Here is a 20,150-nt window from a genome sequence, read left to right as displayed (position 1 = left end):
AGGTCTCGTTTCGTCAAGCAAAGCATGTGAGGGTGCAACGGCGTCGAGTCTAGCACGCTCCACTAGGCTAAACTGCGCGCCTACCGAGGAGCAGAATCATGCAGAACCCACAGAACCTGATCTGGATCGATCTGGAAATGACCGGCCTGGATCCGGACAGCGACGTCATCATCGAGATGGCCACCATCGTCACCGACAGTGACCTGAACACCCTGGCCGAAGGCCCGGTGATCGCCATCCACCACAGTGACGAGGTGCTGGCGCGCATGGACGAGTGGAACACCCGTACCCACGGCAACTCCGGCCTGACCCAGCGCGTGCGCGAGAGCAAGGTGAGCATGGCCGAGGCCGAGGCCGAGACGATCCGCTTCCTGGAGCAGTGGGTGCCCAAGGGCAAGTCGCCGATCTGCGGCAACAGCATCTGCCAGGACCGTCGCTTCCTGTACCGCCACATGCGCGAGCTGGAGAATTTCTTCCACTACCGCAACCTGGACGTGTCCACCCTCAAGGAGCTGGCCGCACGCTGGGCTCCCGAGGTGCGCGACAGCTTCAAGAAGGGTGGCACGCACCTGGCGCTGGACGATATTCGCGAATCCATCGCCGAGCTGCGCCACTACCGCGAGCACTTCATCAAGTTCTGACCCGCACTGCGCCAACAATCGTTGGCGCGCCCCCTTTTGGTGCCTGGGGCAACTGGGTAGACTGCGCGCCTCTTTGCACGGACCTGCGCCATCATGCTGTTGATGCTCTATTTGATCGCCATTACCGCCGAAGCCATGACCGGGGCGCTGTCGGCCGGGCGGCGCGGCATGGACTGGTTCGGCGTGGTGCTGATCGCCTGCGTCACGGCCCTGGGCGGAGGCTCGGTGCGCGACGTGCTGCTGGGCCACTACCCGCTGACCTGGGTGAAGCACCCGGAGTACCTGGTGCTGACCAGCGTGGCGGCCTTGATCACCATTTTTATCGCGCCGCTGATGCGCCACCTGCGTTCGCTGTTTCTGGTGCTCGATGCGCTGGGGCTGGTGGCGTTCACCCTGATTGGCTGCATGACCGCGCTGGAAATGGGCCAGGGCATGCTGGTGGCGTCGATCAGCGGGGTGATCACCGGCGTGTTTGGCGGCATCCTGCGGGATATCTTCTGCAACGACATTCCGCTGATCTTCCGGCGTGAGCTGTATGCCAGCGTGTCGTTTCTGGCGGCGTGGTTCTACCTGGGGTGCGTGTACTTCAAGGTGCCGGGGGAGCAGGCGATTCTGCTGACGCTGTTTGGCGGGTTGCTGCTCAGGCTGCTGGCGATACGGTTTCGCTGGGAAATGCCGAAGTTCCAGTACAACGACGAGCATTGAGGGCTTCTTCGCGGGTCAAGCCCGCTCCCACAGGATCACCACTGTTCTTGAAACCGGTGCTGTCCCTGTGGGAGCGGGCTTGGCCCGCGATGGTCGCGCTGCAGACCTAAAGCCGTGCCTGATGCTGACGCAGCGCCCACTCCACATGCTCCCTCACCAGCTCCGACGGATACTCCCGCCGCGCCTGGAGCGCCTCCAGCACCGGTATGGTCGAGGGCGCATTGCCCAGCCCCACCGCCAGGTTGCGCAACCAGCGCTCATACCCCGCCCGGCGCAGCGGCGAGCCTTCGGTGCTGGCCAGAAACGTCTCTTCATCCCACATGAACAGCTCCGCCAGTCCGGCATTGTCCAGCCCGTGGCGCGGCTTGAAATCCGCTTCGCCGGTGGGCCGGGCAAAGCGGTTCCACGGGCACACGATCTGGCAATCGTCACAGCCGAACACCCGGTTGCCGATCAGCGGCCGCAGCTCTTCGGGGATCGCGCTCTTCAGTTCGATGGTCAGGTACGAAATGCAGCGCCGCGCATCCAGCACATACGGCCCCACGAAGGCCTGGGTGGGGCAGATGTCCAGGCATGCACTGCAACGTCCGCAATGCTCGGTGGCCTGCGCCTCGTCCACCGGTAGCGGCAGGTCGACGAACAGTTCGCTGAGGAAGAAGTAGCTGCCCGCCTTGCGGTTGAGCAACAAGGTGTTCTTGCCGATCCAGCCCAGCCCGGCCTGTTCGGCGATGGCCTTTTCCAGCACCGGCGCGCTGTCGACGAAGGCGCGGAAGCCGAACGGCCCGATGTCTTTCTGGATGCGCTCGGCCAGGTGCTGTACGCGCTTGCGGACCAGCTTGTGGTAGTCGCGCCCCAGCGCATAGCGCGAGATGTAGGCCTTTTCGGGCTGGGCGAGCATCTGCGCCATCTGCGTGTCGCCCGGCAGGTAGTCCATGCGCAGCGACACCACGCGCAAGGTGCCCGGCACCAGCTCGTCGGGGTGCGAGCGTTTGCTGCCATGGGCGCCCATGTACTCCATCTCGCCGTGATAGCCCTCGGCCAGCCAGCGTTCCAGGTGTTTTTCGTGTTCGCCCAGCTCCACACCGGCAATGCCGACGTGCGCAAAGCCCAGTTCACGGCCCCAATCCTTGATCGATTGGGCGAGGGCGGGTAGATCGAGGGGGGAAGCAGACATGCGAAATAGGGCAACGATGACTCAGGTGCGTATAATTCTGCCAGACATCGGAGCCGAACGACGCATGCCTCAGACCAAACACCCTGCAAATCAGCCATTGGTGCTCACCAGCGTCACCCTGGCGAGCCTCGCGCCGCGCTCGAATGCCGCACACAAGGGCGACTTCGGCCATGTGCTGGTGGTCGGTGGCGACCGTGGCACGGGCGGTGCGGTGCTGCTCAGTGCCGAGGCGGCGCTGCGCTGCGGCGCCGGCCTGGTGTCACTGGCCACCCGCAGCGAGCAACTGCCCGCCGCGCTGGCCCGCCTGCCCGAGGTGATGAGCCTGGGCGTGTATTCGGCCAACCAGTTGATGGCGTCGATTGAACGCGCCACCGTACTGGTGGTCGGACCCGGACTGGGGCAGGCCGCCTGGGGGCGCAGCCTGCTCTCGGCGGTGGTGCCGGCCAGGCACGCCCAGGTGTGGGATGCCGATGCGCTGAACCTGCTGGCGCAAGCACCCTTGCCGCTGGCGGCGGGCAGCATCATTACCCCGCATCCGGGGGAGGCGGCGCGCCTGCTGGGGATTTCCACCGAAGCGGTGCAGGCCGATCGCTCCTGGGCGGCGCTCAAGCTGGCGCGCAAGTACGCGGCGGTGTGTGTGCTTAAAGGCGCCGGCACGCTGGTGGCCGACCCGGCCGGGCAATTGGCACTGTGCCAGCGCGGTCACCCGGCCATGGCCGGTGCCGGCCTGGGCGATGTGCTCAGCGGCGTGCTGGGTGCGCTGCTGGCCCAGGGCATGCCGGCCTGGGACGCCGCCTGCCTGGGGGTGTGGCTGCACGCCTGTGCCGGCGAGCGCCTGGGCGTACAAGGTCGCGGGCTGGCGGCCAGCGACCTGATACCGGTCATTCGTCAAGTTCTGGAGGAGCATTCAGCGTGTCAGGTGTAACCCTGTTTATGGCCGACGAAGCGACCATGTGTGAGTTCGGTGCCCGTATCGCCCAGGTGACCAAGGGTCACGGCGTGATTTTCCTCGAGGGTGACCTGGGGGCCGGCAAGACCACCCTGTCACGGGGCATCATCCGTGGTCTGGGACACACCGGCGCGGTGAAAAGTCCTACCTTCACTGTGGTTGAGCCCTACGAGATTGGCGACATTCGTGCCTTCCATTTCGACCTGTATCGCCTGGTCGATCCGGAGGAGCTGGAGTTCATGGGCATTCGCGACTACTTCGAAGACGACGCACTGTGCCTGTTCGAGTGGCCCCAGAAGGGGGCGGGCATTTTGCCAAAGCCCGACCTGACCATTACCATAAGCCCCCAGGCGGACGGGCGTTCGCTGAACCTGTTGCCGCAGGGCTCTCGCGGTGAAGCCTGGTGTGCCGCTCTGGCCTTGGATATCAATTAGAAAATGGGGATAGGTATGCGCTTTCGCGCACTGTTTGGCGTTGTAGGACTGCTGCTGGCGGCAGTAACCGTCGATGCCTTCGCGATCACGCAAGTCAAGAGTGTCCGTTTATGGCGTGCGCCGGACAACACACGCCTGGTGTTCGACCTGTCCGGCCCGGTGCAGCACAGTGTGTTCACCCTGACGGCCCCGGATCGCCTGGTGATCGACATCAATGGCGCAACCCTGGGTGCGCCTTTGAACGTGTCCACCTCCAATACCCCGATCACCAGCGTGCGCTCGGCGCAGCGCACCCCTACCGACCTTCGCGTGGTCATCGACCTGAAAAAGTCGGTGACACCCAAGAGCTTCACCCTGGCGCCCAACGCCCAGTACGGCAACCGTCTGGTGGTCGACCTGTTCGATCAGGAATCCGACGCCACGCCACCCACCCCGACCCCGTCGGTGGCCACCACGCCGGCCGTGCCGGTGACCCCGACGCAGCCGGCGATCAAGCTGACCCCGGTGCCCAGCGGCAAGCGTGACATCGTGATCGCCATCGACGCCGGTCACGGCGGCGAAGACCCGGGTGCGTCCGGCTCGCGCGGCCAGCATGAGAAAGACATCGTGCTGGCCATCGCCAAGGAACTGCAGCGCCAGATCAACAGCGAGAAGGGCTTTCGCGCCGAGCTGACGCGTACCGGCGACTACTTCATCCCGCTGCGCAAGCGTACCGAGATTGCGCGCAAGAAGGGCGCCGACCTGTTCATCTCGATCCACGCCGACGCCGCGCCGTCCAAGGCGGCCTTCGGTGCCTCGGTGTTCGCCCTGTCCGACCGTGGCGCCACGTCCGAGACGGCGCGCTGGCTGGCCGACAGCGAAAACCGCTCCGACCTGATCGGGGGTGCCGGCAACGTCAGCCTCGACGACAAGGACCGCATGCTTGCGGGCGTGCTGCTCGACCTGTCGATGACCGCCTCGCTCAGCTCCAGCCTCAACGTGGGGCAGAAGGTGCTGGGCAATATCGGCCGGGTCACCCCGCTGCACAAGCGCCGCGTGGAACAGGCCGGGTTCATGGTGCTCAAGTCGCCGGACATCCCGTCGATCCTGGTGGAAACCGGGTTCATCTCCAACGCCAACGAGGCCTCCAAGCTGGCCACTGCCAGCCATCAGCAGGCCCTGGCACGCTCGATCCACAGTGGCGTGCGCCAGTTCTTCCAGCAGAACCCGCCGCCGGGCACCTACATCGCCTTCCTGCGAGACAGCGGCAAGATCGCCCAGGGCCCGCGCGAGCACACCGTGCGTCCGGGCGAGACCCTGGCCATGATCGCCGTGCGTTACCAGGTCAGCGTGGCCAGCCTGCGCAGCACCAACGGCCTTAAAACCGATGAGCTGAAGGTGGGCCAGAACCTCGACGTACCGGCCACCACGCTGGCTGGCCAGCCATGAGCAGCGGCGCTCGCATCGAGCTGCTCAGCCCGCGGCTTGCCAACCAGATCGCCGCAGGCGAGGTGGTCGAACGCCCGGCCTCGGTGATCAAGGAGCTGCTGGAAAACAGCCTCGACTCCGGCGCCCGGCGCATCGACGTCGAGGTGGAGCAGGGCGGGGTCAAGCTGCTGCGGGTGCGCGATGATGGCAGCGGTATCGCTGCCGACGACCTGCCGTTGTCCCTGGCGCGGCACGCCACCAGCAAGATCCGCGACCTGGAAGACCTCGAGCGGGTAATGAGCCTGGGCTTTCGCGGCGAGGCACTGGCGTCGATCAGCTCGGTCGCGCGCCTGACCCTGACCTCGCGCACCCGCGACGCCGACCAGGCCTGGCAGGTTGAAACCGAAGGCCGCGACATGTCCCCGCGGGTGCAGCCGGCAGCGCATCCGGTGGGTACCTCGGTCGAGGTGCGCGACCTGTTCTTCAATACCCCGGCCCGGCGCAAGTTCCTCAAGACCGAAAAAACCGAATTCGACCATCTGCAGGAAGTCATCCGGCGCCTGGCGCTGGCGCGCTTCGACGTGGCCTTTCATTTGCGCCACAACGGCAAGAGCGTCCTCAGCCTGCATGAAGCCCATGACGACACGGCCCGCGCACGGCGCGTGGCCTCGATCTGCGGCCCGGGCTTTCTGGAGCAGGCGCTGCCGATCGAGGTGGAGCGCAACGGCCTGCATCTGTGGGGTTGGGTCGGCCTGCCGACCTTCTCGCGCAGCCAGGCCGACCTGCAATACTTCTTCGTCAACGGCCGTGCCGTGCGCGACAAGCTGGTCGCCCACGCGGTGCGCCAGGCCTACCGCGACGTGCTGTTCAATGGCCGGCACCCGACCTTCGTGCTGTTTCTGGAGGTCGACCCCACCGGCGTGGACGTGAACGTGCACCCCACCAAGCACGAGGTGCGCTTTCGTGACGGGCGCATGGTGCACGACTTCCTGTACGGCACCCTGCACCGGGCGCTGGCCGATGTGCGCCCGCAGGATCACCAGCCGGGTGCAGCCGCTGCCCCCGAGGTGGAGCGCCCCAGTGGCCTGCAGGCCGGCGAGTTCGGCCCCCAGGGCGAGATGCGCCTGGCCGCCAATCTGCTCGAACAGCCCCCGGCGCAGCCGATGCTGAACACGGCGGGTAGCGCCGCGGGCAGTGGCTCGGGCGCCGGCTACCAGTACCAGTACACCCCGCGTCCGGCCCAGGCATTGCCCGCGGCCGAGGCCCAGGGGGTGTATCGCGAATTCTTCGCCCCGCTGCCCGGCAGCGAGCCGGCCAACCTGCCTCAGGGCCAGGGCGATATTCCGCCGCTGGGCTATGCGCTGGCGCAGCTCAAGGGCATCTATATTCTTGCCGAGAACGCCCAGGGCCTGGTGCTGGTGGACATGCATGCGGCCCACGAGCGGATCATGTACGAGCGGCTCAAGGTGGCCATGGCCAGCGAGGGCCTGAGCGGCCAGCCGCTGCTGGTGCCCGAGTCTCTGGCCCTGAGCCAGCGCGAGGCCGATTGCGCCGAAGAACACGCGGCGTGGTTCCAGCGCCTGGGCTTCGAACTGCAGCGCCTGGGCCCGGAAAGCCTGGCGATCCGGCAGATCCCTGCGTTGCTCAAGCAGGCCGAGGCCAATCGCCTGGTGCAGGACGTGCTGGCCGACCTGATGGAATACGGCACCAGCGACCGTATCCAGGCACACCTGAACGAGCTGCTCGGCACCATGGCCTGTCATGGCGCGATTCGCGCCAACCGGCGCCTGGCCCTGCCGGAAATGAACGGCCTGCTGCGCGACATGGAAAACACCGAGCGCAGCGGTCAATGCAACCATGGCCGACCGACCTGGACCCAGATGGGCCTGGACGATCTGGACAAACTGTTCCTGCGCGGTCGCTGATATGGCAGTTCGCAATCCCCCGGCCATCTTCCTGATGGGCCCCACCGCCGCCGGCAAGACCGACCTTGCCATCGAGCTGACCAAGGTGCTGCCGTGCGAGCTGATCAGTGTCGATTCGGCGCTGGTCTACCGCGGCATGGACATCGGCACCGCCAAGCCGTCCAAGGCGTTGCTGGCCGAGCACCCGCACCGGCTGATCGACATCCTCGACCCGGCCCAGAGCTATTCGGCAGCCGATTTTCGCCGCGATGCGCTGCAGGCCATGGCCGAGATCACCGCGCGCGGCAATATCCCGCTGCTGGTGGGCGGCACCATGCTGTATTTCAAGGCGCTGCTCGAAGGCCTGGCCGATATGCCTGCGGCCGATGCGCAGGTGCGTGCCGAGCTTGAAGCCGAGGCTGCACAGCTGGGCTGGCAGGCCTTGCACGCCCAGCTGGCGGCGGTCGACCCCGAATCGGCGGCGCGCATTCACCCCAACGATCCGCAGCGGTTGGTACGGGCGCTGGAGGTGTACCGGGTCAGCGGCATGACGATGACGTCACATCGCGAGCGTCAATCGGCGCAAAGTAGCGTCGCAGGCGCTTCGGGCCAGGAACAATTGCCCTATACTGTCGCCAGCCTGGCAATCGCCCCGCAGGATCGAAAGGTGCTGCACGAGCGAATTGCGCTACGATTTGGGCAAATGCTGGAACAGGGCTTCGTCGACGAGGTCCGATCACTGCGTGCCAGAAGTGACTTGCATGCAGGGCTGCCGTCTATACGGGCAGTCGGTTATCGCCAGGTCTGGGATCACCTTGATGGCAAGTTGAGTGCAGCTGAAATGCAGGAGCGCGGCATCATTGCCACTCGCCAATTGGCGAAGCGGCAGTTTACCTGGTTGCGCAGTTGGGCCGATCTGCACTGGTTGGACAGCCTGGCTTGCGACAATCTGCCACGCACCTTGAAATACCTGGGATCGGTCTCCATATTGGGCTGAGTCCCTGCAATTGCCGTCTACTCTTGGGGGTGGGGCGGCCTGAGCCATCATATTTCTTTGATTTTTTACTATTGATCCTTACAGGAGTGCGGCATATGTCAAAAGGGCATTCGCTACAAGACCCTTACTTGAATACTTTGAGAAAAGAGAAGGTCGGCGTTTCGATCTATCTGGTCAACGGCATCAAGCTGCAGGGCACGATCGAGTCGTTCGACCAGTTCGTGATTCTGCTGAAGAACACCGTCAGCCAGATGGTCTACAAGCACGCGATCTCGACAGTGGTGCCGGTTCGTCCGATTCGTCTGCCAAGCGCAGCCGACGCCGAACAGGGCGACGCTGAGCCAGGTAACGCCTGATAGGAGTCTGCTTTGTTCTTTGAGCGCCACGGTGGTGGTGAACGGGCAATCCTCGTTCACTTGGAAGGTCAGAGCCCTGAGGCGCGCGAAGACCCGCAGGAGTTCCGCGAGCTGGCCCTGTCGGCCGGTGCCGATATTGTCGCGTTCGCCAATGTGGCGCGACACCAGCCTACCGCCAAGTTCCTGATTGGCAGCGGCAAGGTCGAGGAATTTCGCGACCTGGTCAAAGCCGAACAGGCCGATTTGGTCATTTTCAATCACACCCTCACGCCCAGTCAGGAACGTAACCTCGAACGTATCTTCGAGTGTCGCGTGCTTGACCGCACGGGTCTGATTCTCGACATCTTCGCCCAGCGGGCACGTACCCACGAAGGCAAGCTGCAGGTCGAACTGGCCCAGCTCGAGCACATGAGCACGCGCCTGGTGCGCGGTTGGACTCACCTCGAGCGGCAGAAGGGCGGTATTGGTCTGCGCGGGCCGGGTGAAACCCAGCTCGAAACCGACCGGCGCCTGCTGCGCATACGCCTGCGCCAGATCAAGGGCCGCCTGGAGAAGGTGCGCAGCCAGCGCGAGCAGGCACGGCGCGGGCGCAAGCGCGCGGATATCCCCTCGGTGTCGCTGGTGGGGTACACCAACGCCGGCAAGTCCACTTTGTTCAATGCGCTGACCCAGTCCGAGGTGTATGCGGCCGACCAGCTGTTCGCCACCCTCGACCCGACCCTGCGTCGGCTCGAGCTGGATGACGTCGGGCCGGTGGTGCTGGCCGACACCGTGGGCTTCATCCGTCACCTGCCGCACAAGCTGGTCGAGGCATTTCGGGCTACGCTCGAAGAGTCGAGCAACTCCGACCTGCTGCTGCACGTGATCGACGCCCATGAGCCGGAGCGCATGGAGCAGATCGAGCAGGTCATGGCGGTGCTCGGCGAGATCGGTGCCGAAGGCTTGCCGATCCTCGAGGTGTATAACAAACTCGACCTGCTCGAAGGGGTCGAGCCGCAGATCCAGCGCGATGCCGACGGCAAGCCGCAGCGGGTATGGGTATCGGCCCGTGACGGTCGTGGCCTGGAGCTGGTGGGGCAGGCGATTGCAGAACTGCTGGGGGATGACCTGTTCATCGGTACCCTGCGCCTGGAACAGCGTTTCGCGCGGTTGCGCGCGCTGTTCTTCGACCTGGGGGCGGTGCAGAGCGAAGACCATGACGAAGACGGCAACACCCTGCTGGCGGTACGCTTGTCCCGGGTCGAGTTCAATCGCCTGGTAAGCCGCGAGGGGATGAAACCGCTGGAGTTCATCGAGCAACACACTTTGCAATACAAGCCCGACCTCGCGGTCGGGCAGCCGTGACAGGCATTCTGTAGCATTGGACGGCGCGCCGTGGGCGCGTCTTTGCTTTATCAGATGGAGAGCGCTATGGCTTGGAATGAGCCGGGTGGCAACTCGAACAATCAGGATCCTTGGGGTGGGCGCCGTGGTGGCGGCGACAAGAAGGGACCACCGGATCTCGACGAGGCCTTCCGCAAGCTGCAGGATAGCCTGAACGGCATGTTCGGCAGTGGCAAGAAACGGGGCGGCGACAGCGGCTCCGGCAAGGGTGCCGGTTTCGGTCTGCTGGGTATCGGCCTGGCCGTACTGGCGGCCATATGGCTGTACAGCGCCGTGTACGTGGTGGACGAACAGGAGCAGGCCGTGGTGCTGCGCTTCGGCAAATACTACGAAACCGTAGGGCCGGGCCTGAACATCTACTTCCCGCCGATCGATCGCAAGTACATGGAGAACGTCACCCGCGAGCGTGCTTATACCAAGCAGGGCCAGATGCTGACCGAAGACGAGAACATCGTCGAAGTGCCGCTGACCGTGCAGTACAAGATCACCAACCTGCAGGATTTCGTGCTGAACGTCGATCAGCCTGAAGTCAGCCTGCAGCACGCGACCGACAGTGCCCTGCGCCACGTGGTGGGTTCCACCTCGATGGACAAGGTGCTGACCGAAGGTCGTGAGCAGATGGCCGTGGAAATCAAGGAGCGTCTGCAACGCTTCCTCGACACCTACCGTACCGGTATCACCGTGACCCAGGTCAACGTGCAGAGCGCGGCAGCCCCGCGTGAAGTGCAGGAAGCCTTCGACGACGTGATCCGTGCCCGTGAAGACGAGCAGCGTGCGCGCAACCAGGCCGAGTCCTACGCCAACGGCGTGGTGCCGGAAGCCCGTGGTCAGGCGCAGCGCATCATCGAGGATGCCAACGGCTACCGCGATGAAGTGGTCTCGCGTGCCAAGGGTGAGGCCGACCGCTTCACCAAGCTGGTCGCCGAGTACCGCAAGGCTCCAGAGGTGACCCGTCAGCGTCTTTACCTGGACACCATGCAGGAAGTGTATAGCAACACCAGCAAGGTCCTGGTATCCGGCAAGGACGGTCAGAGCAACCTGCTCTACCTGCCGCTGGACAAGATGATCGACAGCCGCCGCAGTGGCAGCACCCCGGTCACCAGCGTCACGCCGTCGGCCAATGACGCCGCCAACCGTGCCGCCGCAGACCTGCAACAGCAACAGCGCGAGACGCGCTCCAGGGAGAGCCGCTGATGAGCAATAAATCCCTGATCGCCGTGATCGTCGCCGTGGTGCTGGCGATCGTCGCCTGGAACAGCTTCTACATCGTGGCCCAGACCGAACGCGCCGTGCTGCTGCAATTCGGCCGTGTGGTACAGGCCGATGTGCAGCCTGGCCTGCATGTGAAGGTTCCCTACGTCAACCAGGTGCGCAAGTTCGACGCGCGGCTGATGACCCTTGACGCACCGACCCAGCGGTTCCTGACCCTGGAGAAGAAAGCGGTGATGGTCGATGCCTACGCCAAGTGGCGCGTGCAGGACGCCGAGCGTTTCTACACCGCGACTTCGGGCCTCAAGCAGATCGCCGATGAACGTCTGTCGCGCCGTCTGGAAAGCGGCCTGCGCGACCAGTTCGGCAAGCGCACCCTGCATGAGGTGGTATCCGGTGAACGTGACGCGCTGATGGCTGACATCACCGCTTCGCTGAACCGCATGGCCAGCAAGGAGCTGGGCATCGAAGTGGTCGACGTTCGCGTCAAGGCCATCGACCTGCCCAAGGAAGTGAACCGCAGCGTGTTCGAACGCATGAGCACCGAGCGTGAGCGTGAAGCTCGCGAGCACCGCGCCAAGGGTAACGAGCTGGCCGAAGGCATCCGTGCCGACGCCGATCGTCAACGCCGCGTGTTGCTGGCCGAAGCCTATCGCGAGTCGGAAGAAACCCGTGGTGATGGTGATGCCCAGGCAGCAGCCATCTACGCCAAGGCCTATGGCCAGGACCAGGAGTTCTACGCGTTCTATCGCAGCCTGAAGGCCTACCGCGAGAGCTTCGCCGACAAGAGCGACGTGCTGGTGCTGGACCCGAGCAGCGAGTTCTTCCGCTTCATGGGCAAGACCAAACCGTAAGCATGCACACCCCGCCCGGCGGCTAAAACGTCGGGCGGGGTGCCTCCCGCGAGAAAACGGGTGTATGATGCGGCAGCCGGGAAATTCCCGGCTTTTTTGCGTCTGCAAGATCGATTGGCCTTTATCGGGCCCGGGCTTGTGGCGCACTTCAGGTTTTACGAGGGTATCGGTACTGCGGTTTCGCTGGAATCAGCGCTGCCCGTCATTGTGTGCCGATAGCTGCTTCACTCAAGGCTCGCCCGCGGGCAGGCCGCCCGGACCATAGGGGAAATGGCGTAATGGCAACGGTAGACCGCTGGCTGCTGCCAGATGGCATCGAAGAAGTACTGCCACCTGAGGCGGCGCGTATCGAGATCGCGCGTCGTCAGGTGTTGGACCTGTTCCAGAGCTGGGGTTACGAGTTTGTCGTGACCCCGCATATCGAGTACCTGGAATCGCTGCTCACCGGTGCCGGCCAGGACCTGGATCTGCGCACCTTCAAGGTCATCGACCCGCAATCCGGGCGGCAGATGGGCTTTCGGGCCGACATCACGCCACAGGTGGCGCGCATCGACGCGCACACCCTGCGCCGTGAAGGGCCGAGCCGCCTGTGCTATGCCGGCAGCGTGCTGCACGCCTTGCCACGTGCGCTGTCGACCTCGCGCAGCCCGATTCAGCTGGGCGCCGAGCTGTACGGCGATGCCAGCCCGGTCAGCGACGTCGAGGTCATCAGCCTGATGCTGGCCATGCTGCAACTGGCCGACGTGCCGGATGTGCACATGGACCTCGGGCATGTCGGTATCTACCGCGGCCTGGCCCGGGCGGCCGGCTTGTCGGGCGCGGTCGAGCAGCAGTTGTTCGACGCCCTGCAGCGCAAGGCCATCGACGAAGTGATCGAGCTGACCGCCACGCTGCCGGCTGACCTGGCCGGCATGCTGCGTTCGCTGACCGAGCTGTGCGGTGGGCGCGAAGTGCTCGAGCAGGCACGTGTGCGCCTGGGCCGTGCCCCGGCCGCAGTGCTGGCGGCGCTGGATGACCTGATGGCGATCGCCGAGCGCCTCGCCACGCGTTACCCCGAGCTGCCGCTGTATTTCGACCTGGGCGAGTTGCGCGGCTACCACTACCACACCGGTGTGGTGTTTGCCGCCTTCGTGCCAGGCGTCGGCCAGTCGATCGCCCAGGGCGGTCGTTATGACGACATCGGAGCAGACTTTGGCCGGGCACGCCCGGCTACCGGTTTCTCCACGGATTTGAAGACCCTGGTCACACTGGGGCGAGCCGAGGTGGTGTTGCCGTCTGGCGGGATCTGGATGCCCGACAGCAGCGATGCAGCACTTTGGCAGTTGGTCTGCCAATTGCGCAGTGAGGGCCAGCGGGTGGTTCAGGCCTTGCCTGGGCAGCCGCTGACCGCCGCCGTCGAGGCGGATTGCGATCGGCAATTGATTCAGCAAAACGGGCTTTGGCAGGTTCTGCCGCTGGCCATTTGAGATTCCACGCCGGCACGAGCCGGCGCCAAGTTTGCGCGAATGAGGACAAGTGTTATGGGTAAGAATGTCGTAGTCCTGGGCACCCAGTGGGGTGATGAGGGCAAAGGCAAGATCGTCGATCTGCTGACCGAACATGCTGCCGCCGTAGTGCGCTACCAGGGTGGCCACAACGCCGGCCACACCCTGGTGATCGACGGTGAGAAGACCGTGCTGCACCTGATCCCTTCGGGCGTGCTGCGCGAAGGCGTGCAGTGCCTGATCGGCAACGGTGTGGTGGTTGCTCCCGACGCCCTGCTGCGCGAGATCACCAAGCTGGAAGAGAAGGGCGTACCGGTGCGCGAGCGCCTGCGCATCAGCCCGTCCTGCCCGCTGATCCTGTCCTTCCACGTGGCCCTGGACCAGGCCCGCGAAAAGGCCCGTGGCGAGCTGAAGATCGGCACCACCGGTCGCGGCATCGGCCCGGCCTACGAAGACAAGGTTGCGCGTCGTGGCCTGCGTGTGGGCGACCTGCTCAACATGCCACGCTTCGAAGACAAGCTGCGCGAGCTGGTGGACTACCACAACTTCATGCTGGTGGGTTACTACAAAGAGCCGGCCATCGAGTTCGAAAAGACCCTGGCCGAGTGCAAGGAATACGCCGAACTGCTCAAGCCGCTGATGCTGGACGTGACTGCCGAGCTGCACGACCTGCGTCGCGCCGGCAAGGACATCATGTTCGAAGGTGCCCAGGGTTCGCTGCTGGACATCGACCACGGTACCTACCCCTACGTGACCAGCTCCAACACCACCGCCGGTGGCGTTGCGACCGGTTCGGGCGTTGGTCCGATGTTCCTGGACTACATCCTGGGCATCACCAAGGCCTACACCACCCGCGTGGGTTCGGGCCCGTTCCCGACCGAGCTGTTTGATGACGTTGGTGCGCACCTGGCCAAGCAGGGCCACGAATTTGGCGCAACCACCGGCCGTGCCCGTCGTTGCGGCTGGTTCGACGCCGTCATCCTGCGTCGCGCCATCGACGTGAACAGCATCTCGGGCATCTGCCTGACCAAGCTGGACGTGCTCGATGGCCTGGAAACCATCAACATCTGCGTCGGCTACAAGGACGCAGAGGGCAAGGACGTTGCCCCTACCGACGCCGACAGCTACGTGGGCCTGCAGCCTGTGTACGAAGAAGTGCCGGGCTGGAGCGAGTCGACCGTGGGCGCCAAGACCCTGGAAGAACTGCCGGCCAACGCCCGTGCCTACATCAAGCGTGTGGAAGAGCTGATCGGTGCGCCGATCGACATCGTCTCCACCGGCCCGGACCGCAACGAGACCATCGTGCTGCGCCATCCGTTTGCCTGATTCGCTGTAGGCAGTAAAGAACGCCGCTGTCCCTTCGGGTCAGCGGCGTTTTTTTTGGCCAGTTGGTGAAAGGGTCATAAAGGTCAGCCCTGGCTATGAATTTGACCGGTATGCCTGCTGCCCGGCACGGCCTTTGCTGTAAGAATCGTCCTATAAGGTGCCATCACTATAATGGCCCCGCGATACGGAGGGTTCTTGTGTGTCGGCCGTTCTCTCATTGTTACGAAGCCGCCTGTTGCGGCCTGTCTTTGTTGCGTTGGGTATCGCTCTTTTGGTGCAGGTGCTGGTTGCGGTCGCGCTGACGCGGAGCACGGTGACTGCGCTGGAGGCCGATCTGGGTAATCGCCTGGGTGCAGACAGCCAGAAACTGTCGGGTGAACTGGAACAAGCCGGGCGTGAGCTCAGCTCGGGCCTGGACAGCCTTTCGGCCAGTACCCGCCAGCGTTTGTCCGCCGGGCTATCCGCACGCCTTCAGGAGGAGCAGGCGCAACTGCGCGTCACCCTCGAAAAAAGCCTCAAGGAGTCGGCCAATCACATGGCCGAACTGCTGGCATCGGTTGCGCCGCGGGCCATCTGGGATGACGACATACCGGCACTGTCGGAGTTTTCCCGGCGCGCCCAGCGCAATGCCAACGTGCTCTTCGTGGTCTACGACGACGCCCAGGGCCAGCACCTGACCCGCTACCTGAACCGGCAGAACCCGATCAACCAGGCCCTGATGGAAAAGGGCCAGGGCGAACGGGCGCTCGACAAGGTGCTGGATGCGGCGCGCAACGACCCGGCGGTGTACATGATCGAAGCCTCGATCAACCCCAACGGCACCGAGATCGGCAAGGTGGTGATGGGCGTCTCCACGGCGTCGGTCGACAACGAGCTCAAGGCGCTGGACGCGCGCTTCTCGGCGCTGATCGCCAGCGGCGACCAGTTGGTCGGCGACAGCCTGGTGGGCGCTGCGGCCGACAGCAACAAGGCCCTGAGCGCCCGCCTGCAGGCGGCCCAGGCCAGTGCCGCGGCGATGCAGGCCAACACCTCGCAGACCGTGCAGCAAGCGGCGGCGACCCTGCGCTGGAACATCGGCCTGGGGCTGGTGGCGGTGGGCTTCGGCGTATTGCTGGTGGTGGCCGTGGTACTCGGCCGGCGCGTGCTGAGCAAGCTGCGCCTGCTGATTGCCGCGCTCAACGACCTGGCGGCCGGCGACGGCGACCTGACCAAGCGCGTACCGATCGACAGCCGAGACGAGATCGGCGACATGGCTGCAGCGGTCAACCAGTTCGTCGACAAGCTGCAGCCCATCGTGCGCGAAGCGGGCGAGGTGGCGCAGCGCACCGGGGTCGAGATCGGCACCATGGCGCAGAACAACGCGGGCGCCGATGCGGCGGCCGCTTCGCAGCGCGATGAGGTGGCCGAGAGCCTGCGTGCCCTGTCGAGCATGGCCGATGAGGCCCAGGCCGAAAGCCAGGCCATGCAGGCAGCGTTGCAGCAGGTGGTGGACATTCGCCAGGCCACCGACGAGAACAGCCGTACCTCGGCCCAGGTGGCCAAGCTGATCGAAGCGTTGGCCGGGCAGGTGGGGGCGGGCTCCAAGGTGATCGAGCGGCTGGCCGAGCAGAGCCAGCAGATCGAGGTGGTGCTGGAGGTGATCCACGGGATTGCCGAGCAGACCAACCTGCTGGCGCTCAATGCCGCCATCGAGGCGGCGCGGGCTGGCGAGACCGGGCGCGGGTTTGCCGTGGTGGCCGACGAAGTGCGGGCGCTGGCGAGCAAGACCCAGAGCTCGACCGGCGATATCCAGGCGCACATCGGTGCCTTGCAGCAGGGCGCGCGAGAGGCGGTGGCAGCCATCAGCCAGGCCGGGCGTCAGGCCAGCGAAGGCTTGACCGTGCTCAAGGACAACGCGCGCCTGCAGCAGTCGGTGCAGGTGTCGGTGGAGCAGGTGCATGCGGCGATCGGCCTGGCCACCCGGGCGGCCGAGCAGCAGGCGCAGGGGGCGCAGGCGGTGCGTGGGCGGGTCGAGACGATTCATGCCCAGGCCGAGCGTGCAGCGCAGGTGGTGATGCAGACCACGGCCAGCAGCAAGGTGCTGGATGACCTGGCGGCGCAGTTGAAGGCCAGCCTGGGGCAGTTCAGGGCCTGAGATAGTGTCGTTTGTATCGCGGGTCAAGCCCGCTCCCACAAGGGCCTCATCGATCCTTGTGGGAGCGGGCTTGACCCGCGATGCCTTTCAGGCGCGGTTCAGGTACATCCGCGTCGTCAGCAGGTACACCGGCAACCCCGACACCACAATCAACAGCGCCGCGTAGGGCGCCGCCGCCGCGAATTCGACGTTGGCGGTATGCGCCCACACTTCGGTCGCCAGCGTGGTCATGCCGGTGGGGCTGAGCAGCAGGGTGGCGGTCAGCTCCTTCATCGCATCCAGGAACACCAGCGCAAACGCTGCCGCCAGGGCCGGGAAGATGATCGGCAGGGTCACCTTGCAGAACGCCTTGAACGGCGTCGCGCCCAGGGTGCGCGCCGCCTCTTCCAGCTGTGGTGCGGCCTTGGTCAGCGCGGTACGCACCGGCGCCTGCGCCAGCGGCAAGAACAGCAGCGCATAGGCCAGCAACAGCAGGCCGGTGGTCTGGTACAGCGCCGGCACATAGTGCAGGGCGAAATACACCAGGGTCAGCGCAATCACCAGCCCCGGCAGCGCGTGCAGCAAGTAGGGCAGGCGCTCGGCCCAGATCGCCAGGCGGCCCTTGTAGCGTACCACCAGAAAGCTCACCGGTAACGCCAGCAGCAGGCTCACCCCCGCGCCGCCCAGTGCCAGCGACAGCGACGAGAACAGCGCCCGGCTGATGTCGGCCACCGGGAAGGCCGCCGACGATCCCACGCTCAGCCAGTAGCCCAGCATGCCCAGCGGGATGCCGCTGCCCAGCACTGCCAGCAGCAGGCAGCTCAACTGCCCCAGTATGCTCCAGCCACCCAGGCGGATCGGCTTGGCGCGGCGTGCCACGCCCTGGCCGATGCGCACGTGCCGCGCCTTGCCGCGTACCCGCAGCTCGAACCACAGCAGCAACAGGCACATGAACAGCAGCACCGCCGAGAGCATCGCCGCATTGGCGTTGCTGAACTCCAGCTCGAACTGCTGGTAGATCGCGGTGGTGAAGGTCTGCAGGCCCAGGATCGACAGCGCGCCGAATTCCACCAGCATGTGCAAGGCAATCAGCAGGCTGCCGCCCAGGATCGACGGCCACAGCAGCGGCAGGGTGACCCGGCGGAACACACCCCAGCGGTTGTAGCCCAGGGTGCGGGCCGATTCTTCAAGCGAGGTGTCGAGGTTGCGCAGGGTCGCGGCCACCGGCAGGAACACCAGTGGATACTTGGACAGCGCCATCACCAGGATCGCCCCGCCCAGCCCCTCGAAGCGCGGGCTCAGCGAGACCCAGGTGAAGCCGCTGACGAACGCCGGCACGGCAAACGGCAGGCACAGGATCACGCCCCACAAACGCCGCCCGCGCAGGTCGCTGCGCTCCAGCAGCCAGGCCAGGGCCAGGCCGACCGCGGCGCAGGCCACGGTCACCCCGGCCATCAGCAGCAGGGTGTTCTTCATCAGGCCCCAGACGAAGGGCCGCCACAGCAGGTACAACGCCTCGCGCCAGCCGGCCTGCCAGGCCTTGAGGCCCACGTACAGCAACGGCAGCAGGCTCAGGCCCACCAGCAGCAGCACCGGCAGCACCACCCAGATCGAGGGGCGCTTGCGGCGCGGAACATAACGCGCCACAGACGGCGCAGGCAGCACGGCTTCCATCAGAGCAGGCCGACCTCGCGCTCAAGTTCCAGGGCTTCCTCGGCATTGCCCAGGTCGGCCGGGGTGATCTTCGGCGGGCGCAGGTCTTCGAACGGCTTCAGGCCCTGGTCCGAGACCATGCCCTTGTGCAGCGGATACTCGGCGGTGGTCTGGGTGATCACGCGCTGGCCTTCTTCGCTGGCCATCCAGGCGAGCAGGGCCTGGGCTTCCTTGGGGTGCTTGCTGGCCTTGACCGCCGCGGCGCTGGAGATGGTTACCAGGCCACCGACGTCGCCGTCGGCCAGGTAGTAGAGCTTGGAGTCCAGTTGGCCGCGCTCTTTCTTGAGGGCGTACCAGTAGTAGTTGTTCACCAGTACGGCAGCCACTTCGCCGTTTTCCACGGCCTTGAGGGCAACCATGTTGTTGGTGTAGGTCTTGCCGAAGGCCTTGAGGCCGGTCAGCCATTCTTCGGCCGCTTCACGCCCGTGCAGCTTGAGGATGGCCACGGCCTGTTCCTGGAACGCGCCGCTGGTGGGCACGAAGCCGACCTTGCCGTCCCACTCGGGGTCGGCGAAGTCCATCACCGATTGGGGCAGGTCTTTTTCGTCGATCACCTTGGGGTTGAAGGCCACCACGCGGGTGCGAGCGGTCACGCCCATCCAGGTGCCGTTGCTGGCCACGTATTCCTTGGGCAGCACTTGCAGGGTCGAATCGTCGATCTTGGCCAGCAGGCCTTTCTCGCCCAGGTTGTTCAGCGGCGGCGATTCTTCGGTATAGATGACGTCGGCCGGGGAGCGTGCGCCTTCTTCCTCGATCTGGCTGGCCAGCTGGTTGCTGCTGCCCTTGCGGATATTGATGTGAATGCCGGTCTTGGCCTCGTAGGCCTTGGCGATGGCTTCGCCGATTTCCTTGTGCTGGCCGTTGTACAGGGTCAGCGTCACAGGGTCGGCGGCCATGGCGGCGGGTGCTGCGAGCACCAGGCTGAACACGGAAACGGCCAGGCCGCGCAAAATCGGGTTGATGCGGATCGTCATGCGGGTGGTTCCTCGCTTGCGGGCTACAAATCTTGAAACAATGATAAACGATATAGTTTCTCAAGTACGCCCGTGAGGAAAAATTCATGAGCTGACTATCGGTTAACTCACTTGATTTGTTGGGCAGGGCGGGGTGGCAACGCAGCGTCCGAATGGGCGGCAGTGGGGTGAGCTCGAATCGCAGGCACAAAAAAACCCGCTTTCGCGGGTTTCTCTAGAATATGGTGCCCAGAAGAAGACTCGAACTTCCACGACCGTAAGGTCACCAGCACCTGAAGCTGGCGTGTCTACCAATTTCACCATCTGGGCAAAGTTGAAGCATTGAAACATGAAACGGTGTAGCGTGTGTTGCGTAAATTCCAGACAGGCAAGCTAATCTGAAACTTGAAAATTGGTGCCCAGAAGAAGACTCGAACTTCCACGACCGTAAGGTCACCAGCACCTGAAGCTGGCGTGTCTACCAATTTCACCATCTGGGCATATCGTCGAGGCTTCATGATGCTTCACATCGCGCCGCTTCTCAACTA

The 20,150-nt window shown here is 64.8% G+C and carries 17 protein-coding genes and 2 tRNA genes; 14 read left to right on the top strand and 5 right to left on the bottom strand.

The genetic code is table 11. The features are described from left to right. Window positions 1–98: 98 nt before the first annotated feature. Together orn and QMX96_RS19500 are read left to right on the top strand one after the other, a co-directional pair. Window positions 99–641 carry an oligoribonuclease gene (gene orn / locus QMX96_RS19505; protein WP_043863543.1) on the top strand — a complete coding sequence of 181 codons (543 nt, stop codon included), beginning with the start codon at window positions 99–101 and terminating at the stop codon, window positions 639–641. Between the two features lie 90 nt (window positions 642–731). Continuing rightward, on the top strand, window positions 732–1,346 hold the full coding sequence (locus tag QMX96_RS19500) for a trimeric intracellular cation channel family protein (RefSeq protein WP_173925102.1): 615 nt from the start codon (window positions 732–734) through the stop codon (window positions 1,344–1,346). A 106-nt stretch (window positions 1,347–1,452) separates the two neighbouring features. Here QMX96_RS19500 and queG read toward each other — a convergent pair whose 3' ends face one another. Further along, on the bottom strand, window positions 1,453–2,520 hold the full coding sequence (gene queG, locus QMX96_RS19495) for a tRNA epoxyqueuosine(34) reductase QueG (protein ID WP_043863541.1): 1,068 nt from the start codon (window positions 2,518–2,520) through the stop codon (window positions 1,453–1,455). Window positions 2,521–2,584: 64 nt separating this feature from the next. Between queG and QMX96_RS19490 the strand changes: the two genes are divergently transcribed. The 12 genes from QMX96_RS19490 (at window position 2,585) to QMX96_RS19435 (ending at window position 16,957) form a co-directional block, all read left to right on the top strand. Further along, a complete protein-coding gene (locus QMX96_RS19490) occupies window positions 2,585–3,445 on the top strand; it encodes an NAD(P)H-hydrate dehydratase (protein ID WP_123753295.1) in 861 nt (286 codons plus the stop codon). Continuing rightward, window positions 3,433–3,903: a tRNA (adenosine(37)-N6)-threonylcarbamoyltransferase complex ATPase subunit type 1 TsaE gene (gene tsaE / locus QMX96_RS19485; RefSeq protein ID WP_282362249.1), complete on the top strand. Its 471-nt coding sequence runs from the start codon at window positions 3,433–3,435 to the stop codon at window positions 3,901–3,903. The genes QMX96_RS19490 and tsaE overlap by 13 nt, the downstream gene beginning before the upstream one ends. 3 nt (window positions 3,904–3,906) lie before the next feature. After that, window positions 3,907–5,331 carry an N-acetylmuramoyl-L-alanine amidase gene (locus tag QMX96_RS19480; protein ID WP_196932996.1) on the top strand — a complete coding sequence of 475 codons (1,425 nt, stop codon included), beginning with the start codon at window positions 3,907–3,909 and terminating at the stop codon, window positions 5,329–5,331. Further along, complete coding sequence (gene mutL / locus QMX96_RS19475; protein ID WP_043863537.1) at window positions 5,328–7,235, top strand: DNA mismatch repair endonuclease MutL; 1,908 nt, start codon at window positions 5,328–5,330, stop codon at window positions 7,233–7,235. The genes QMX96_RS19480 and mutL overlap by 4 nt, the downstream gene beginning before the upstream one ends. A gap of 1 nt (window position 7,236) precedes the next feature. Then, complete coding sequence (gene miaA / locus QMX96_RS19470) at window positions 7,237–8,211, top strand: tRNA (adenosine(37)-N6)-dimethylallyltransferase MiaA (protein WP_043863536.1); 975 nt, start codon at window positions 7,237–7,239, stop codon at window positions 8,209–8,211. 95 nt (window positions 8,212–8,306) lie between these two features. Further along, window positions 8,307–8,567 carry an RNA chaperone Hfq gene (gene hfq / locus QMX96_RS19465; RefSeq protein ID WP_043863535.1) on the top strand — a complete coding sequence of 87 codons (261 nt, stop codon included), beginning with the start codon at window positions 8,307–8,309 and terminating at the stop codon, window positions 8,565–8,567. Between the two features lie 12 nt (window positions 8,568–8,579). Continuing rightward, window positions 8,580–9,911 carry a ribosome rescue GTPase HflX gene (gene hflX / locus QMX96_RS19460; RefSeq protein ID WP_058541590.1) on the top strand — a complete coding sequence of 444 codons (1,332 nt, stop codon included), beginning with the start codon at window positions 8,580–8,582 and terminating at the stop codon, window positions 9,909–9,911. A 66-nt stretch (window positions 9,912–9,977) separates the two neighbouring features. After that, window positions 9,978–11,144: an FtsH protease activity modulator HflK gene (hflK, locus tag QMX96_RS19455; RefSeq protein ID WP_043863533.1), complete on the top strand. Its 1,167-nt coding sequence runs from the start codon at window positions 9,978–9,980 to the stop codon at window positions 11,142–11,144. Then, entirely contained in the window at window positions 11,144–12,013 is an 870-nt protein-coding gene (gene hflC / locus QMX96_RS19450) for a protease modulator HflC (protein ID WP_043863532.1), read from the top strand. Before hflK ends, hflC begins: the two co-directional genes overlap by 1 nt. 278 nt (window positions 12,014–12,291) lie before the next feature. Next, window positions 12,292–13,479 carry an ATP phosphoribosyltransferase regulatory subunit gene (locus QMX96_RS19445; RefSeq protein WP_043863531.1) on the top strand — a complete coding sequence of 396 codons (1,188 nt, stop codon included), beginning with the start codon at window positions 12,292–12,294 and terminating at the stop codon, window positions 13,477–13,479. A gap of 54 nt (window positions 13,480–13,533) precedes the next feature. Next, window positions 13,534–14,823, top strand: a complete 1,290-nt coding sequence (locus QMX96_RS19440; protein WP_058541589.1) for an adenylosuccinate synthase — start codon at window positions 13,534–13,536, stop codon at window positions 14,821–14,823. 199 nt (window positions 14,824–15,022) lie between these two features. Beyond that, entirely contained in the window at window positions 15,023–16,957 is a 1,935-nt protein-coding gene (locus QMX96_RS19435) for a methyl-accepting chemotaxis protein (RefSeq protein ID WP_043863529.1), read from the top strand. An 87-nt stretch (window positions 16,958–17,044) separates the two neighbouring features. Here the strand turns inward: QMX96_RS19435 and QMX96_RS19430 are convergent, their stop codons facing one another. The 4 genes from QMX96_RS19430 to QMX96_RS19415 form a co-directional block, all read right to left on the bottom strand. Next, window positions 17,045–18,610 (bottom strand): iron ABC transporter permease, encoded by a 1,566-nt coding sequence (locus tag QMX96_RS19430; RefSeq protein WP_282362247.1) that lies wholly within the window; start codon window positions 18,608–18,610, stop codon window positions 17,045–17,047. Beyond that, the gene (locus QMX96_RS19425) at window positions 18,610–19,623 is read right to left on the bottom strand and encodes an extracellular solute-binding protein (protein ID WP_043863527.1); all 1,014 of its coding nucleotides are present in this window, start codon (window positions 19,621–19,623) and stop codon (window positions 18,610–18,612) included. The genes QMX96_RS19430 and QMX96_RS19425 overlap by 1 nt, the downstream gene beginning before the upstream one ends. A 222-nt stretch (window positions 19,624–19,845) precedes the next feature. Beyond that, window positions 19,846–19,932, bottom strand: a tRNA-Leu gene (locus tag QMX96_RS19420). 83 nt (window positions 19,933–20,015) lie between these two features. Next, window positions 20,016–20,102, bottom strand: a tRNA-Leu gene (locus tag QMX96_RS19415). Window positions 20,103–20,150: the final 48 nt, after the last annotated feature.

Source organism: Pseudomonas sp. PS01300, from assembly GCF_029960155.1.
In the GTDB taxonomy this organism is placed as follows: domain Bacteria; phylum Pseudomonadota; class Gammaproteobacteria; order Pseudomonadales; family Pseudomonadaceae; genus Aquipseudomonas; species Aquipseudomonas palmensis.
This window is presented reverse-complemented; position numbering and strand designations above follow the sequence as displayed.

What these genes read in the sequence shown, in the direction of transcription:
- orn (WP_043863543.1), top strand. Translation starts at nt 99, where the DNA reads ATGCAGAACCCACAGAACCTGATCTGGATCGATCTGGAAATGACCGGC.
- queG (WP_043863541.1), bottom strand. Translation starts at nt 2,520, where the DNA reads ATGTCTGCTTCCCCCCTCGATCTACCCGCCCTCGCCCAATCGATCAAG.
- QMX96_RS19490 (WP_123753295.1), top strand. Translation starts at nt 2,585, where the DNA reads ATGCCTCAGACCAAACACCCTGCAAATCAGCCATTGGTGCTCACCAGC.
- QMX96_RS19480 (WP_196932996.1), top strand. Translation starts at nt 3,907, where the DNA reads ATGGGGATAGGTATGCGCTTTCGCGCACTGTTTGGCGTTGTAGGACTG.
- mutL (WP_043863537.1), top strand. Translation starts at nt 5,328, where the DNA reads ATGAGCAGCGGCGCTCGCATCGAGCTGCTCAGCCCGCGGCTTGCCAAC.
- miaA (WP_043863536.1), top strand. Translation starts at nt 7,237, where the DNA reads ATGGCAGTTCGCAATCCCCCGGCCATCTTCCTGATGGGCCCCACCGCC.
- hfq (WP_043863535.1), top strand. Translation starts at nt 8,307, where the DNA reads ATGTCAAAAGGGCATTCGCTACAAGACCCTTACTTGAATACTTTGAGA.
- hflK (WP_043863533.1), top strand. Translation starts at nt 9,978, where the DNA reads ATGGCTTGGAATGAGCCGGGTGGCAACTCGAACAATCAGGATCCTTGG.
- hflC (WP_043863532.1), top strand. Translation starts at nt 11,144, where the DNA reads ATGAGCAATAAATCCCTGATCGCCGTGATCGTCGCCGTGGTGCTGGCG.
- QMX96_RS19445 (WP_043863531.1), top strand. Translation starts at nt 12,292, where the DNA reads ATGGCAACGGTAGACCGCTGGCTGCTGCCAGATGGCATCGAAGAAGTA.
- QMX96_RS19440 (WP_058541589.1), top strand. Translation starts at nt 13,534, where the DNA reads ATGGGTAAGAATGTCGTAGTCCTGGGCACCCAGTGGGGTGATGAGGGC.
- QMX96_RS19430 (WP_282362247.1), bottom strand. Translation starts at nt 18,610, where the DNA reads ATGGAAGCCGTGCTGCCTGCGCCGTCTGTGGCGCGTTATGTTCCGCGC.
- QMX96_RS19425 (WP_043863527.1), bottom strand. Translation starts at nt 19,623, where the DNA reads ATGACGATCCGCATCAACCCGATTTTGCGCGGCCTGGCCGTTTCCGTG.